This window comes from Methylomonas koyamae, assembly GCF_006483455.1.
Lineage (GTDB): Bacteria > Pseudomonadota > Gammaproteobacteria > Methylococcales > Methylomonadaceae > Methylomonas > Methylomonas koyamae_B.
The window spans coordinates 1-14,134 of sequence record NZ_PPPU01000003.1 but is presented as its reverse complement, the minus strand read 5'-3'; the positions used below and the strand labels follow the sequence as shown (position 1 = coordinate 14,134).

Annotated in this window: 16 protein-coding genes; 13 read left to right on the top strand and 3 right to left on the bottom strand. The window is 57.4% G+C overall.

Going from position 1 to position 14,134, the window contains the following annotated elements; genetic code table 11:
* The first annotated feature begins 93 nt into the window (after positions 1-93).
* The gene (locus C2U68_RS00665; protein WP_140910581.1) at positions 94-969 is read left to right on the top strand and encodes a LysR family transcriptional regulator; all 876 of its coding nucleotides are present in this window, start codon (positions 94-96) and stop codon (positions 967-969) included.
* Here C2U68_RS00665 and C2U68_RS00660 read toward each other — a convergent pair.
* Both C2U68_RS00660 and C2U68_RS00655 read right to left on the bottom strand, forming a co-directional pair.
* Positions 966-1,952, bottom strand: coding sequence for a 2Fe-2S iron-sulfur cluster-binding protein (locus C2U68_RS00660; RefSeq protein ID WP_140910580.1), 987 nt, complete (start codon positions 1,950-1,952; stop codon positions 966-968). The two genes, C2U68_RS00665 and C2U68_RS00660, sit on opposite strands and share 4 nt — an antisense overlap.
* A gap of 15 nt (positions 1,953-1,967) precedes the next feature.
* On the bottom strand, positions 1,968-2,348 hold the full coding sequence (locus C2U68_RS00655) for a group I truncated hemoglobin (RefSeq protein ID WP_140910579.1): 381 nt from the start codon (positions 2,346-2,348) through the stop codon (positions 1,968-1,970).
* A 197-nt stretch (positions 2,349-2,545) separates the two neighbouring features.
* Between C2U68_RS00655 and C2U68_RS00650 the strand changes: the two genes are divergently transcribed.
* The 9 genes from C2U68_RS00650 (at position 2,546) to C2U68_RS00610 (ending at position 8,571) form a co-directional block, all read left to right on the top strand.
* Entirely contained in the window at positions 2,546-3,178 is a 633-nt protein-coding gene (locus C2U68_RS00650; RefSeq protein WP_140910578.1) for a helix-turn-helix transcriptional regulator, read from the top strand.
* Between the two features lie 142 nt (positions 3,179-3,320).
* Positions 3,321-4,466, top strand: a complete 1,146-nt coding sequence (locus tag C2U68_RS00645) for a D-alanyl-D-alanine carboxypeptidase family protein (protein WP_409563840.1) — start codon at positions 3,321-3,323, stop codon at positions 4,464-4,466.
* On the top strand, positions 4,463-5,305 hold the full coding sequence (locus tag C2U68_RS00640) for a D-amino acid aminotransferase (RefSeq protein ID WP_140910576.1): 843 nt from the start codon (positions 4,463-4,465) through the stop codon (positions 5,303-5,305). The genes C2U68_RS00645 and C2U68_RS00640 overlap by 4 nt, the downstream gene beginning before the upstream one ends.
* Complete coding sequence (locus C2U68_RS00635) at positions 5,302-5,568, top strand: YbeD family protein (protein WP_140910575.1); 267 nt, start codon at positions 5,302-5,304, stop codon at positions 5,566-5,568. Before C2U68_RS00640 ends, C2U68_RS00635 begins: the two co-directional genes overlap by 4 nt.
* Before the next feature lie 8 nt (positions 5,569-5,576).
* Positions 5,577-6,191, top strand: a complete 615-nt coding sequence (gene lipB, locus C2U68_RS00630; protein ID WP_140910574.1) for a lipoyl(octanoyl) transferase LipB — start codon at positions 5,577-5,579, stop codon at positions 6,189-6,191.
* Positions 6,188-7,150 (top strand): lipoyl synthase, encoded by a 963-nt coding sequence (gene lipA / locus C2U68_RS00625; protein WP_140910573.1) that lies wholly within the window; start codon positions 6,188-6,190, stop codon positions 7,148-7,150. Before lipB ends, lipA begins: the two co-directional genes overlap by 4 nt.
* Before the next feature lie 230 nt (positions 7,151-7,380).
* Positions 7,381-7,680: a PilZ domain-containing protein gene (locus C2U68_RS00620; RefSeq protein WP_140910572.1), complete on the top strand. Its 300-nt coding sequence runs from the start codon at positions 7,381-7,383 to the stop codon at positions 7,678-7,680.
* 37 nt (positions 7,681-7,717) lie between these two features.
* On the top strand, positions 7,718-8,122 hold the full coding sequence (locus tag C2U68_RS00615) for a 6-pyruvoyl trahydropterin synthase family protein (RefSeq protein WP_140910571.1): 405 nt from the start codon (positions 7,718-7,720) through the stop codon (positions 8,120-8,122).
* 2 nt (positions 8,123-8,124) lie between these two features.
* Positions 8,125-8,571 (top strand): DUF1249 domain-containing protein, encoded by a 447-nt coding sequence (locus tag C2U68_RS00610; RefSeq protein ID WP_140910570.1) that lies wholly within the window; start codon positions 8,125-8,127, stop codon positions 8,569-8,571.
* On the opposite strand, the gene recQ is transcribed toward C2U68_RS00610, so the two are convergent.
* The gene (recQ, locus tag C2U68_RS00605; RefSeq protein WP_140910569.1) at positions 8,568-10,703 is read right to left on the bottom strand and encodes a DNA helicase RecQ; all 2,136 of its coding nucleotides are present in this window, start codon (positions 10,701-10,703) and stop codon (positions 8,568-8,570) included. The two genes, C2U68_RS00610 and recQ, sit on opposite strands and share 4 nt — an antisense overlap.
* A 246-nt stretch (positions 10,704-10,949) precedes the next feature.
* Between recQ and gshA the strand changes: the two genes are divergently transcribed.
* The 3 genes from gshA to C2U68_RS00590 all read left to right on the top strand — a co-directional run.
* Positions 10,950-12,536, top strand: a complete 1,587-nt coding sequence (gene gshA / locus C2U68_RS00600) for a glutamate--cysteine ligase (protein WP_140910568.1) — start codon at positions 10,950-10,952, stop codon at positions 12,534-12,536.
* 3 nt (positions 12,537-12,539) lie between these two features.
* Positions 12,540-13,262, top strand: a complete 723-nt coding sequence (locus C2U68_RS00595) for a phosphoadenylyl-sulfate reductase (RefSeq protein WP_140910567.1) — start codon at positions 12,540-12,542, stop codon at positions 13,260-13,262.
* A gap of 100 nt (positions 13,263-13,362) precedes the next feature.
* A partial coding sequence (locus C2U68_RS00590) for a DUF4336 domain-containing protein (RefSeq protein WP_260839148.1) occupies positions 13,363-14,134 on the top strand: 772 nt, incomplete at its 3' end.

Genomic DNA, 14,134 nt, shown 5'->3' with positions numbered 1-14,134 from the left:
AATCGATATATTTATTCACTATAAAAACCCAGCACGGATAAGACAAACGATATTTATTGGAGTTTAATATCGAGGAGACCGATACTAAACCGCATGGACATCGACCAAATCAGAACCTTTTTAAGCGTCGCCGCCAACGGCAGTTTTCTGGAAGCCGCAAACCGCCTGTACGTGACCCAATCGACGGTGAGTACCCGGATTCAGCGCCTGGAAGCCTATTTGGGCGTTACCTTGTTCCTACGCAACCGGGCCGGCGCCAGCCTGACCCAGCCCGGCCAGCGCTTTCTGCGCCACGCCAAGGCCTTATTGCTGACCTTGGAACAGGCCCGCCACGACATCGGCTTACCCAGCCGCTTCCGCGACAGCGTCAGCATCGGCGCCCGCATCGCCTTGTGTGAGGGCTTGCTGCCGGATTGGATAGGAGCGATTCGCCGACAAATGCCGGATGTTTCGATCCGCACCGATATCGGCTTCGAGGAAGACTTGATGCGCAGCCTGATTTCCGGCGCACTGGATATCGGCCTGATGTATACGCCGCAACACAGCCCGGGCCTGCTGGTGGAGCACATCTTCGACGAAACCCTGCTACTACTGAGCACCGATCCGGACCGGCCCTGGCCCAACGACGACTACATCTACGTCGATTGGGCGCCGGGTTTTTACGCCCAGCACAGCAATGCCTTTCCGAACCTGGAACGCTCGGCGCAAGTGGTTAACATCGGCTGGATGGCGCTGCAATTGATCCTGGCGCAAAACAGCGGCTCCTGTTTTCTGCCGATCCGTCTGGCAGCACCGCTGCTACAATCCGGCCGCCTGCATCCGGTGGCGGATAGCCCGCGTTTCACGCTGCCGGCTTACATGGTGTCCGGCCGCGACAACGACTCGCCGGTGCTGCAACAAGTGCTGGCTGAACTGCGCGGCCTGGCCGCCGCCGAACGGCAGCGGGATTATTCGACGCTCGCCGCTTAGTCCAAGGTGGTCGACGCCACATGAAACGCGTCGGCATAAATGTCGTCGAATTTGGCGCCATTCAGGAAAGCCTGGCGTTTGCTCTGCTGCACCATGTCCGGGTGGCCGCACAAGTAGACCCGCCACCCCTTCAAATCCGGCAATTGCTTCATCGCCACATCATTAGCTCGTCCGCTGGCGACGCCATCCGGGGCATCGCCGCGCGATACGCAGGGCGTGTAATGGAAATTGGCGTGCTGCGCCGCCAGGCCGCGCATCTCCTCCACCCAATACAAACCGTCCATTTCCCGGCTACCGTGGTAGAGATGGATCTGGCCGGCGTGGTCGTGGTGCAAGGCCTCGCTGACGATACCAGCCAACGGCGCCAGGCCGCTGCCGGTGCCGATCAATAACAAATTGCCCGGCTGGCCGCTGGGCAAGTAGTAACACAGGCCCTGCGGATCGGATACTTCCAGTAGATCGCCGACTTTCAGTTCGTCGTGAGCCCATGCGCTGAAGCGGCCGCCGGCCAACCGGCGGATATGAAAGGTCAAGTTGCGGGCGTGGACCCGGTTGTTGGCGATCGAATAACTGCGCTGCAAACTGTCGCCGCGCTTCAAATTGACGAACTGGCCGGCGTAGTAGTCCAATATTTGGTCTGTATGCAGCGTCAGCAGCAAAGTCTCGGCGTTGAGCAACTGCTTGCCGGTCACGGTGGCGTGGCAGAAGCGTTGTTCCGGCGAACCGATGCCGATCGCCATATCGCGTTCCGGATAGCACAGGCAGGCCAGAAAGTGGTCCCGATGGCGCAGTACGTCCTTCAAGCCGGCCTGGGCCGCGGCCGGCGGCGCTCCGTCCAGGCTGCGGGCGATACAGCTCTGGCAAGCGCCCTGCCGGCAACCGTAAGCAATCTCGACCTGCTCCCGCAGCAAAGCGTCCAATACCGATTCGCCCGGCCGGCAACCCAATTCGCGCTGGCCGACGCTAATCTTGCGTATCTGCATGACCTGCATCTCCGCTTAGCGGCCCAGCACGTCGTTGCGTGTGGTTTCGGCAATCGCCGCGACTTGCTGAATCAAAGCCTGCGGCACATTCAATTCCTGCAAGGTCATCGCCAGATTTTCGACCACGGCGTCAAAATGGGAGTCGTCCAGGCCCAGTTTTTTCACCAGATGAGCATGGGCCTGGCGCATGTCGGCGCCGGAATAATTGTTGGGACCACCGAAAGCCATCGTCAAAAAGGCTTTTTGCTTGGCGGCCTGTTTGTCCATGTCGGTGTGGTCGAAGAAGCGGTTGATGCGATGGTCGCTCAGCACTTTGCGATAGAAGATATCGACCGCAGCATTGACTGCGGCTTCGCCGCCCAGTTGTTCGTACAGAGTTGCAGTGGTTTCGCTCATATTGTTCTGCCTATATGGAATGGATGAATCGGTACGGCTTGTCGAAGCCGGGAGCAGAATAAGCCAACCCGACGACTTTTACAATATTTGTATTATAAAACTTATTTATATTAGCTATCGGCTTTTCCGATACTTTGCCGAGCACCGATTCCGGCATAGAATTGCGCCATCTCCAGCCTTTGACTTGCAGCATTGCCATGACCCAACCCAGCGGCTCCCGCCAAGAACAAATCCTGAATTTACTGCTCGCTGCATCGAACGGGCTAAGCATCGACGAACTGGCCGTCGAAATGCAGATTTCGCGCAATGCCGTGAAACAGCATTTAGTCGGATTGGAAAAAGAACAACTGGTCGCCGAAGCGGCCTTGAACAGCACCGGCGGCCGGCCGGCGCGCAGTTACAAATTGACGGAGCTGGGACGTAACCGCTTGCCGAAGCAATACGGCTGGTTCTGCACCTTGTTATTGGCGGAACTGAAATCAGAACTCGGCGAAGCCGCCCTGCGGCAAATGCTGGCGCGGATGGGCGTCAATCTGGCGCAGTCGTTGGCACCGCAGTTCAATGGCAAAGATCCGGCAGCGAAACGCCAGACTTTGGTCGAATTGATGCAAACCCTGGGCTACCGCGCCGAATTGGAAACCGAAAACGGCCAACTCAGCCTGAAAGCGGTGAACTGCGTCTACCACGACTTGGCTCAGCAATTCCCGGAATTGTGCGAATTCGACCGGGCGCTGATCGGCACCTTATTGGAGAGTCCGATCGAACAAACGGCGTGTATGGCGCAGCAGGATTGCGCCTGCCGATTCAGGATTTGCGCCGGCGAACGCTAGCCGTCGGACGCCGACCGGAATCCACACCGCTTGCGTATTGCGGCCCCGGCGTTCGGGTTTTTCTAAGCGGGAGCCGGGGGTGATACAATAGCGGCTTCCCGAACGACATACGAATATCGCAATCATGAGACACCCTCTTCGCATGACATTCAGCCTGTTTGGCGGGCTGCTGTTACTGTTCACCAGCCTGTCTTTGTCAGCCGCCGGCCCGATTTTCACCCCGGCCGCCCCCAGCGTCGCCGCCTCCAGTTACTTTTTGTTGGATTTCGACAGCAGTCGGATTCTGGCCGAGAAAGATGCCGACAAGCGCGTCGCACCGGCCAGCTTGACCAAAATCATGACAGCCTACGTCGTGTTCCGCGAATTGAAAGCCGGACATTTAACCTTGGACGAGAAAGTCACGATCAGCCAGAACGCCTGGGAAACCGGCGGCTCGAAAATGTTTGTCGAAGTCAATAAACAAGTCCGGGTCGAAGACTTGCTGCAAGGCATGATCATCCAATCCGGTAACGACGCCAGCGTGGCCTTGGCCGAACACGTCGCCGGCAGCGAGCAAACGTTCGCAACGATGATGAACGAACAAGCCAGCCGCCTGGGCATGGCCAACAGCCATTTCGAAAACGCCACCGGCCTGCCCAGCCCCAATCATTACAGCTCGGCGCGGGATTTGGCGCTGCTGGCGCAGGCGGTGATCCGCGAATTTCCGGAATACTACCGCTGGGATTCGCAAAAGGAATTCACCTACAACGGCATCACCCAACAAAACCGCAACCTGCTGCTGTGGCGCGATCCGTCGGTCGACGGCCTGAAAACCGGCTTTACCGACGACGCCGGCTACTGCATGGTGGCTTCGGCCAAACGCGAAGACATGCGCCTGATCTCGGTGGTGATGGGTACCGCCAGCGCCAATGCCCGTTCTAACGAAAGCCAGTCGCTGCTGAATTACGGGTTCCGTTTCTTCGAAACCCACCGCTTGTACGAGGGCGGCAAGGCCTTGGCCGAAACCCGGATTCGCAAAGGCGTGACATCGAAATTGGCCGTCGGCTTGGCGGAAGACCTGTACGTTACGGCGCCGCGTAAGCACTTCAACGAACTGAAAGCCGAAACCCAGATCGACAAAGGCGTATTCGCCCCGCTCAACAAAGGCGATGTAGTCGGCAGTTTGAACATTACCCTGGCCGGCGACCCGGTTGCCAGCAAACCTCTGGTGGCGTTGGATAGCGTGGCCGAAGGCGGCCTGTTCCGTCGCCTGTACGATGCCGCGATCGGTTTGCTGGAGAAGGAATGACGCAACAAGTCTATTTAAACGGCGAATACCTACCGCTGGCGGACGCCAAGGTCTCGGTGCTGGACCGCGGCTTTTTGTTCGGCGACGGCGTCTACGAAGTGATTCCGGCCTACAAAGGCCGCCTGTTCCGGCTGGAAGACCACATCGCCCGCCTAAACAACAGTCTGGCCGGTATCCGTTTGCCGCTGGCGCATAGCGTGGCCGAATGGGAAGCGATATTCCGGCCGCTACTGGCCGACGACGGCCGCGACCAATACATTTACCTGCAAGTCACCCGCGGCTGGGCGCCGAAACGGGATCACGCGTTCCCGGCTCAGACCACACCGACCGTGTTCGCGATGTCCGCCGACATCCTGCCCTTCCCCGGCCGCAGCGAAGGCATCAAAGCGATTACGTTGGACGACACCCGCTGGCAATTGTGCGACATCAAAGCCATCACGCTACTGGCCAACATCCTGCTACGCCAGGAAGCCGTCGACCGCGGCTGCACTGAAGCGATTCTGGTCAAAAACGGTTACGTCATTGAGGGCGCTGCCAGCAATCTGTTTGCCGTTATCGACGGCGAGTTGATCACACCGCCGAAAGGCCACGAAATCCTGCCGGGCATCACCCGCGACGTGATTCTGGAATTGGCGGCAGCGCACCAAATCCCTTACCGGGAAGACATCATCGCCCTGGAAGCGCTGCAACAAGCCAGCGAAGTCTGGGTGGTCAGTTCCACCCGCGAAATCGTACCGGTGGTAAACCTGGACGGTGCCGCGATCGGCGACGGTAAACCCGGCCCGCTCTGGAAACGCATGGACGAATTGTTGCAAGCTTATAAAAACGCTTTGTCATGACCGAATCAGAATCCTTACTCGAATTTCCCTGCCAATTTCCGATCAAGGCCATGGGCAGAAGCCGCGACGACTTCGACGCGATCGTGGTTGAAATCATTCGCCGCCACGTACCGGACATCCGTGAGGGCGCCGTCACCAGCCGCCCCAGCAAAGGCGGCAATTACACGGCGGTCACCGTCGTCATCGAAGCCACCAGCCGCGAACAATTGGATGCAATCTATCTGGGCCTGACCGCCTGCCCGGACGTCTTGATGGCGCTGTAAGTTCGCCCGTGAACGGCAACACCGAACTGCGCCAGTTGGGCCTGCGCGACTACGTCGAAGTCTGGCGCGCCATGCAACAGTACACGGCCGACCGACTGCCGGACAGTCCGGATCAAATCTGGATCGTCGAACATCCGCCAGTCTACACCCTGGGTCTGAACGGCAAACGCGAACATCTGCTCGCTAACACCGACATCCCCGTCGTCGAATCCGACCGCGGCGGCCAAGTCACTTACCACGGCCCCGGCCAACTGGTAGTGTATCTGTTGGCCGATTTACGCCGCTTGAACCAAGGACCCCGGCAAATGGTCAGCCTGCTGGAAAACGCCGCCATCGCCACGCTGAGCCAATACGGTATATCGGCAGCAGCCAGACCCGATGCGCCGGGGGTGTACGTCGCGGGCAGCAAGATCGCTTCGCTGGGCTTGCGCGTCAAACGCGGCTGCTGTTATCACGGTATCAGTATCAACAACGCGATGGATCTCGGCCCGTTTCGAGACATCAACCCCTGCGGCTACCCCGGACTGCAAGTGACCCAACTCGCGGATTTGGGGGTTAAGATATCGACTCAAGAACTGGCGGTGCCGCTGGTCCACCAATTGCTGAAGGCTATCGAACCATGACATTCAACGCCCCGTCCCGCACTACCCCGCAAACCCACCAACGCAAAGCCGACAAGCTGTCGCGGATACCGGTCAAAGTTGAACAGACCGGCGAACCGCCGTTGCGCAAGCCGGATTGGATTCGGGTCAAACTGCCGAGCGGCGACCAAGTCAACAAGATCAAGCAATCGCTGCGCGAACACCGTTTGCATAGCGTCTGCGAAGAAGCCGCCTGCCCCAATCTGGGCGAATGTTTCAGCCACGGTACCGCAACCTTCATGATCATGGGCGATTTATGCACCCGGCGCTGCCCGTTCTGCGACGTCGCCCACGGCAAACCGCAGCCGCTGGACCCGGAAGAACCGGCCAATCTGGCCGAGACCATCGCCGCGATGGGCTTGAAATACGTCGTCATCACCTCGGTCAACCGCGACGATTTGCGCGACGGCGGTGCCGGCCATTTTGCCGCTTGCATAGCCCAAGTCCGGGCCAAATCGCCGCAAACCACGATCGAAGTATTGGTACCGGATTTCCGCGGCCGGATGGGCACAGCACTCGACATTTTGCAAAACCAACCTTGCGACGTATTCAACCACAACCTGGAAACGGTGCCGCGCCTGTACCTGCAAGCCCGTCCCGGCGCCGATTATTCAACCTCGCTGCAATTACTGGAACAGCACAAACAACGCTTGCCGCAGGTGCCGACCAAATCCGGCCTGATGCTGGGTATAGGCGAAACCGAAGCCGAAGTGGTGCAAGTCATGCGGGATTTGCTGGCCCACGGTTGCAGCATGCTGACACTGGGCCAGTATCTGCAGCCTAGCAAAGACCACCTGCCGGTACGGGAATACATCCATCCGGACCAATTCGCCCGTTACGCCGAGATCGCCCGCGAATTGGGCTTCCGCCAGGTTGCCAGCGCGCCTTTGGTCAGATCGTCTTACCATGCCGATATGCAGGCTGCCGGCTTGACGGAATAGGCGCATTACGGCCTCGCGCGCCGGCAAGCGCCGACACCGGCGCGTAGCCCAAAATCCGCCCTTATCCAATGCCTGGCCGGCGACGGAACCCAAAATTCCTGAGCTGCTCGGCAAAATAAACATGTCAAGTGCAAGCGCAACGTTTTCCTGCCCAGAACCGGTTTTTTTTATAGTACACTCCCGCCATTGTTCGTTTACCCACCACGCTCACTTCGAATCGGAGGAACTCAATGCTGACTCATGATGAAAAACGCGATTACATCCGCATGGACGTCGACTGCGACATTACTTACCGGTTGGCCGACTCCGACCAAGTCAGTACCGGCAGATGCACCACGCTGAGCGGCGCCGGCGTCTCGTTTATCGCCGCCCGCCCGTTCGATATCGGCTTGGCTCTGGAAGTGAGCATTCTGCCGAAAACACCGATCACACCGCCGATGACCGCGTTCATCGAAGTCGTGCGCAGCGTCAAACAAAACGACGGCAATTACGAAATCGCCGCGTCGATCAAAAGCATCAAAGGCAATTAAGGACCCGATCCGCCGCTCCACAAGGAAGTCGCACGCTATGTATATCATCACCAAAGAAGTTTATTTTTGTTACGGTCACCGCCTGATGAACCATCCGGGCAAGTGCCGCAACCTGCACGGCCACAGCGTCAAGGCCAGCATTTCGATTCGGCAGGAACAACTCAACCAGCAAGGCATGGTCTGCGATTTTTCCGACGTCAAAGCCTGCGTCGAAAGCTTTATCGACGACATCTTGGACCATAATTTTCTGTTGCACAAAGACGACCCGATCATTCCGGCACTGATCGCCAATAACGAACAATATCTGGCCATAGACGAACATCCCACGGCCGAAGTGCTCAGCAAAATGATTTACCAGTACGTCAAGCAGCAGGGCTTCAACGTCGACCAAGTGGTGCTGTGGGAAACCGCCAGCGCCAACGCCTGCTATCGGGAAGATTGACGATGAGCCTGGTGCAGCCGGTCAACACCTCGTTTTGCCTGGAACAGCTGTGCGAATCCAACTACCAGAAATTGTTCAAGTTAATTCCTAATTTACGTTCCTTCGATAAATCCGCAATTGGGTTGACCCAGAACAGACCGGCTCTTTATCTGGACGTGCTGGAACGCAATCCGTACACCTTGACCATCGAACTAACCCACTGCTTCAATCAGCAACGCTCGGAACTGGTGGTACCGGCGGTCAAAATCCGAATCTATCTCGATGCCCAACTGGCAGAAGTCATCCGCGACAACGACCGACCGACGGTGGATAAGGTCTACCAGGATCCCGGCGACCTGATTGAAATTCGCGATTACAAGTGGCGATTGAACTATTTTCTACAGAAATGGCTGGACCATTGCCTGAAAACCGACTACTGCTTCCAACTGGCAGAGGTCGCTCAAGTCTAGGCCGTCTGCCGCTGTAGCGCGGCCCGGACGCAGCGCAGTATGCCGTAACTGTAAGCCCCACCCAGCTGTTCGTATACCGGTTTCAATGCATTGCGTTGCTCGTCCGGCCGCACCAGTAACGCGGCTTCGATTTCGCCGAGCTCTGCCGGCGACAGGGTCAGGACATCGCCCAACTCCACCAAACCCGACTCCAACGCTTTCGCCATGTGGTTGTAAACGGTATCCTCGCTCAAGCCCCGCTGCCGCGCCACATGCTCCACGCTATAACCCAAGCGAAACAAATCCAGACTCTCGACGACGGTATCGGAGCTGGAACTCGGCTCTGCCGCGTTATCGAACTCGGCCAAGACGGCCAAAAACTCGTCGCCGTACAATTCCAGCTTGCGCTGGCCGATGCCGGAAATCAGCCCCAACTGCTGGTGGTTGTGCGGCCGGGCCTCCACCATCGCCATTAACGTCGCATCGTGAAAAATCACATAGGGCGGCACGTCCTGCTCGTCGGCCAACTGTTTGCGCTTGGCTCTTAGCGCGTCCCACAAGGCCGTATCCGCCGCGCCGCCCGGCTGGCGTTTTTCGTATTTCTCCCGCCGGGTTTTGGCGGTTTGCACGTCCTTGCGCAGCATCAAGGTTTGCTCGCCGCGCAGTACCGGCCGGCAGGCGTCGGCCAGACGCAAACTGCCGTGGCCGTCGAAGTCGATCTCCACCAACGATTTGGCCACCAATTGCCGGAACACCGAGCGCCAGCGCTTTTCGTCGAGCGCTTTGCCGATGCCGAAAGTCGACTGCGAATCATGGCCGAATTGCTTGATGCGTTCGTCGTCCTTGCCGAGCAACACGTCGATCAGGTAGGTCACGCCGAAACGCTGGCCGGTACGGTAGATACAGGACAAGGCCTGCTGCGCCGCCAGACTGCCGTCCCAGGTCGCGACCGGCTCCAGGCAGGTATCGCAATTGCCGCAGGCCTGCTCCAGGACGTCACCGAAATAGCCGAGCAAAGCCTGGCGCCGGCAACTGACCGTTTCGCATAAGGCCAGCATCGCATCCAGCTTGTGCAGTTCCACCCGTTTATGGGCCGGATCGGCGTTGGAGGCACCCAGCATTTGGCGCAAGGTCAACACGTCCTGCAAACCGTAAGCCATCCAGGCGTTAGCCGGCAAACCGTCGCGGCCGGCACGACCGGTTTCCTGGTAGTAAGCCTCAATGCTCTTCGGCAAATCCAGATGGGCGACGAAGCGCACGTTAGGCTTGTCGATCCCCATACCGAAGGCGATGGTGGCGACAATGATCAGGCCGTCCTCCATCAAAAATTGGTGCTGGTTCTTCTGCCGCAGTTGGTGATCCAAACCGGCGTGGTAAGGCAACGCCCGCAGGCCTTTTTGGTTGAGCCACTCCGCGGTTTCCTCGACTTTTTTACGCGACAGGCAATAGACGATGCCGGTATCGCCGGGATGCTCACTGCGGATAAAACTCAGCAATTGCTGGCGGGCATTGTCCTTCTGCACAATCCGGTAGCGAATGTTGGGCCGGTCGAAGCCGCTGACGAAAATTTGAGCTTGTTCCAGCGCCAAGCGGCTAATGATTTCCTGGCGGGTACGTTCGTCGGCGGTTGCAGTCAGCGCAATCCGCGGCACCGTCGGAAATTGCTGGTGCAATACCGACAATTGCAGGTAATCGGCGCGGAAATCGTGGCCCCATTGCGAGACACAATGCGCCTCGTCGATCGCGAACAAGGCAATCTTGCAACGGTTGAACAAGGCCTGGGTGCGCGGATTGGATAAGCGCTCCGGCGCGATATACAACAAATCCAACTCGCCGCTTTGCAAGCGCTGTTCGATGTCGCGCACCTGCTCCAGAGACAAGGTGGAATTCAAGTACGCCGCTCTGACGCCGAGCTGATGCAAGGCGCTGACTTGGTCTTGCATCAAGGCAATCAACGGCGAGATGACGATGCCGACGCCCTCCATCACCAAGGCCGGAATCTGGTAACACAACGATTTGCCGCCGCCGGTCGGCATCAACACCAATACGTCGCGGCCGGCAATCAGCTGTTCGATGATAGCGTGCTGCTGGCCGCGAAAACTGTCGTAGCCAAATACGCTACGTAGTTTGTCCAGCGCGGGGTTATGGGTCATCGGCAAAATATCGGGGTTTCGAAGCGGCAATCGCCGGATGTGGTATCAAGCGCGTATTACAACACAGATGACCTCTCGAGACAGCGACGCGGAACCCGACAAACGCTTTTGCGCTGGCGAACCTTGAAATGGCCGGCGCACCGCCTCATCTCTCCATTCGATGTCAGCCCGATTTCTATAAACCGGACACCAGCCTTTATAATGGCCCGCTAACTCCAGACGCCACAGGCGCCGACCTTTTCCTCTATGCTAATTACCTATTGCTGCTTTCCCGACCGTCTCAAATACCTGATCGACCGCGATCAACAATACCTGCTAAAACAAGGTCTGAAAGGCATCGAGAAAGAAAGCCTCCGTATCACCGAACACGGCCTGATCGCGCAAACCCCTCACCCGCGTGCCCTAGGCTCGGCTTTGACTCACCCCCACATCACCACCGATTATTCGGAAGCGCTGCTGGAGTTCATCACGCCGCCGTTTGCCGATATCAAGCAAACGCTGCATTTCATGCATCAGATTCATCAGTTCGTTTACCCGCACCTGGGCGACGAAATGCTGCTGGCCACCAGCATGCCGTGCGGCATCGACGGCGATCTGAGCATTCCGATCGCCGAATACGGCAGCTCGAATATCGGCAAGATGAAACACATCTACCGCAAGGGCTTGTGGCATCGTTACGGCCGCACCATGCAGGCGATCGCCGGCATTCATTTCAATTATTCGGTACCGGAAGCGTTGTGGCCGGCACTGCACGGTTACGACGGCGGCAACTTGTCGCTGGAAGACTTTATTTCCAAGTCGTATTTCGGCTTGATTCGCAACTTCCACCGCCAAGGTTGGCTGATTTTGTACCTGTTCGGCGCATCACCGGCCATCTGCAAGACTTTTTTTAAAAGCCGGCCGCAGCTGATGGAACAGTTCAAGGAATTCGACGACCATACTTTATTCCACCCTTACGCCACATCGCTGCGAATGAGCGACATCGGCTACAAAAGTAAAAACCAAGCCAGCCTGAAAATCGACTACAACTCGTTGGAAGGTTACGTGCAAAGCCTGAGTGCGGCGATCAACACACCGTATCCTGAATACCAGGCGATTGGCGTCAAGATCGACGGCGACTACCAGCAACTGAATGCCAATATCCTGCAAATCGAGAACGAGTTTTACAGCACCATGCGGCCGAAACAAATCGCCAAATCCGGCGAGAAGCCGACTTTAGCCCTGAAGCGCCGCGGCGTGCTGTATGTGGAAATGCGCTCTTTGGACCTGAACCTGTTGAATCCGATCGGCATCGACGAGAGCACCGCCCGTTTCGTCGAGGCGTTCTTGCTTTACTGCTTGTTGCACGATAGCCCGCCACAGGGGCCGGACGAGTTTCAAATCAACAACAGCAACCAGTTGCTGGTCGCCAACCAGGGCCGCCGGCCCGGATTGGAGCTAAACCGCAACGGCACTCCGGTTACCCTGCAAAATTGGGCGCACGACATCCTCTGCGCGATGCAACCGATCTGTGCGGTACTCGACCGCGGCAGCCTGGATCGACCTTACCAACTCGCCTTGCAGCAGCAGCTCGCCGTCGTCGACAACCCGGCGTTGACGCCGTCGGCACGGATTCTGGCCTGCATGCGCGAAAACGGCCAGGAATTCGGCTGCTTTGCCAGCAACACCTCGGCCTTGCACAAACATTATTTCAACGCCGAACCGCTGGATGCCGACAGCCAGCGCCAATTCGAAGAGCTGGCCGCCAGCTCGCTGCAGAAACAAGCCGAAATCGAAGCCGGCGACGAGCTCGATTTCGACGAATTTTTATCTCGTTACTTTGCCCAGAGTTAATTTATGACCGCATTCGATCTGAACACTGCCCAAACCGAACTGCAAGGCAAAAATCCGCGCACCATTCTGAAAGCGGCGCTGGCCAATTTCGACAACATCGCCATTTCTTTCAGCGGCGCCGAGGATGTGGTGTTGATCGATATGGCATTGAACATCCGGAAAGACATTCAGGTGTTTTCTCTAGATACCGGCCGCCTGCATCCGGAAACCTACCGCTTCATCGAAAAAGTACGCAAGCATTACGGCATCGCCATCGATATTTTGAGCCCCGACCGCGAACAGTTGGATAGCTTCGTCAAGGAAAAAGGCCTGTTCAGTTTTTACGAAGACGGCCACCAACAATGTTGCGGCATCCGCAAGGTCGAACCTTTAAAACGGAAATTGGCGACCTTGGACGCCTGGATCACGGGCCAACGCAAAGACCAGAGCCTGGACACTCGTGGCGATATTCCGGAAGTGCAGCTCGACGCCGGCTTCTCCGGTCCGGGCAAACAGCTGGTCAAGTTCAATCCGTTGCTGAATTGGTCGTCCGCTCAGGTGTGGGATTACATCGAGGCATATCAGGTGCCTTACAACGACCTGCACCAACACGGTTATATCAGTATCGGCTGCGAGCCTTGCACCCGGCCGGTGTTACCGAACCAACACGAACGCGCCGGACGCTGGTGGTGGGAGGACAGCGCGAAAAAAGAGTGCGGCCTGCATGGCGGAAACATCGGCAAATAAACCGGCGAAGCGGCGGCCGGATCGATTTATGAGTTTGCAAACACTGGTTCCCGGCCAAATCTGGTATGCGCAACAGCCGCTTAAGCTCGGTCCGTTCCACTTGACCACCCGGTCGACTTTTGTCAGGCTCGCCAATGGCGAAGTCTGGGTGCATTCCCCGATATTGCCTGCGCCGGAATTGATCGGCGCGATCGCCGAAATCGGCCCGGTTAAACACGTGATCGCACCGAACAAAAGCCATCACCTATTCTTCTTACCTTTTCTGCAGGCCTGCCGCGACGCTCAAGGTTATATTGCACCGGGGCTAGCAGAAAAACGGCCGGATTTAGCCGGTTTTCCGATCATTCCTTCAGCGGAAGGAGCGACATGGGCCGCAGAATTGGACAGCCTGTTTATCGAAGGGCTGCCGGTTATCAATGAAACCGTGTGGTTACATAAACAAAGCGGCACGCTGATTTTGACGGACCTGCTGTTCTGTTTCGGTAAAGACCATGCTTTATTGGCGCGACTCGCCGCCCGCTTACTCGGCGTCTACGGCCGGCTGGGAATGTCGCGCAGCATGAAGTTATTGATAAAGGATCGAACCGGCTTATATCGTTGTGCGCAGCGGATTCTCGATTGGGATGATGGCATGGACTCCTCCCCACCCCACGCGGTGTCATACTGCGCCAGAGAATTTAAACGGAGCGACGAGGAGTCCGAAATGAATAGTAACGTGGTGGGTCTGGATACGGCAAAAAGCATTTTTCATCTGTACAGCCAGGCGGCGAACGACAGGCCGGTGAAAAAGAAACTGAGACGGGCAGAGATGCTGAGCTATTTCGCCAACTTGCCGGTTAGTCTGATTGGCCTGGAAGCTTGTGGCGGCGCTC

What these genes read in the sequence shown, in the direction of transcription:
- C2U68_RS00665 (WP_140910581.1), top strand. Translation starts at nt 94, where the DNA reads ATGGACATCGACCAAATCAGAACCTTTTTAAGCGTCGCCGCCAACGGC.
- C2U68_RS00660 (WP_140910580.1), bottom strand. Translation starts at nt 1,952, where the DNA reads ATGCAGATACGCAAGATTAGCGTCGGCCAGCGCGAATTGGGTTGCCGG.
- C2U68_RS00655 (WP_140910579.1), bottom strand. Translation starts at nt 2,348, where the DNA reads ATGAGCGAAACCACTGCAACTCTGTACGAACAACTGGGCGGCGAAGCC.
- C2U68_RS00650 (WP_140910578.1), top strand. Translation starts at nt 2,546, where the DNA reads ATGACCCAACCCAGCGGCTCCCGCCAAGAACAAATCCTGAATTTACTG.
- C2U68_RS00645 (WP_409563840.1), top strand. Translation starts at nt 3,321, where the DNA reads ATGACATTCAGCCTGTTTGGCGGGCTGCTGTTACTGTTCACCAGCCTG.
- C2U68_RS00640 (WP_140910576.1), top strand. Translation starts at nt 4,463, where the DNA reads ATGACGCAACAAGTCTATTTAAACGGCGAATACCTACCGCTGGCGGAC.
- C2U68_RS00635 (WP_140910575.1), top strand. Translation starts at nt 5,302, where the DNA reads ATGACCGAATCAGAATCCTTACTCGAATTTCCCTGCCAATTTCCGATC.
- lipA (WP_140910573.1), top strand. Translation starts at nt 6,188, where the DNA reads ATGACATTCAACGCCCCGTCCCGCACTACCCCGCAAACCCACCAACGC.
- C2U68_RS00620 (WP_140910572.1), top strand. Translation starts at nt 7,381, where the DNA reads ATGCTGACTCATGATGAAAAACGCGATTACATCCGCATGGACGTCGAC.
- C2U68_RS00615 (WP_140910571.1), top strand. Translation starts at nt 7,718, where the DNA reads ATGTATATCATCACCAAAGAAGTTTATTTTTGTTACGGTCACCGCCTG.
- C2U68_RS00610 (WP_140910570.1), top strand. Translation starts at nt 8,125, where the DNA reads ATGAGCCTGGTGCAGCCGGTCAACACCTCGTTTTGCCTGGAACAGCTG.
- recQ (WP_140910569.1), bottom strand. Translation starts at nt 10,703, where the DNA reads ATGACCCATAACCCCGCGCTGGACAAACTACGTAGCGTATTTGGCTAC.
- gshA (WP_140910568.1), top strand. Translation starts at nt 10,950, where the DNA reads ATGCTAATTACCTATTGCTGCTTTCCCGACCGTCTCAAATACCTGATC.
- C2U68_RS00595 (WP_140910567.1), top strand. Translation starts at nt 12,540, where the DNA reads ATGACCGCATTCGATCTGAACACTGCCCAAACCGAACTGCAAGGCAAA.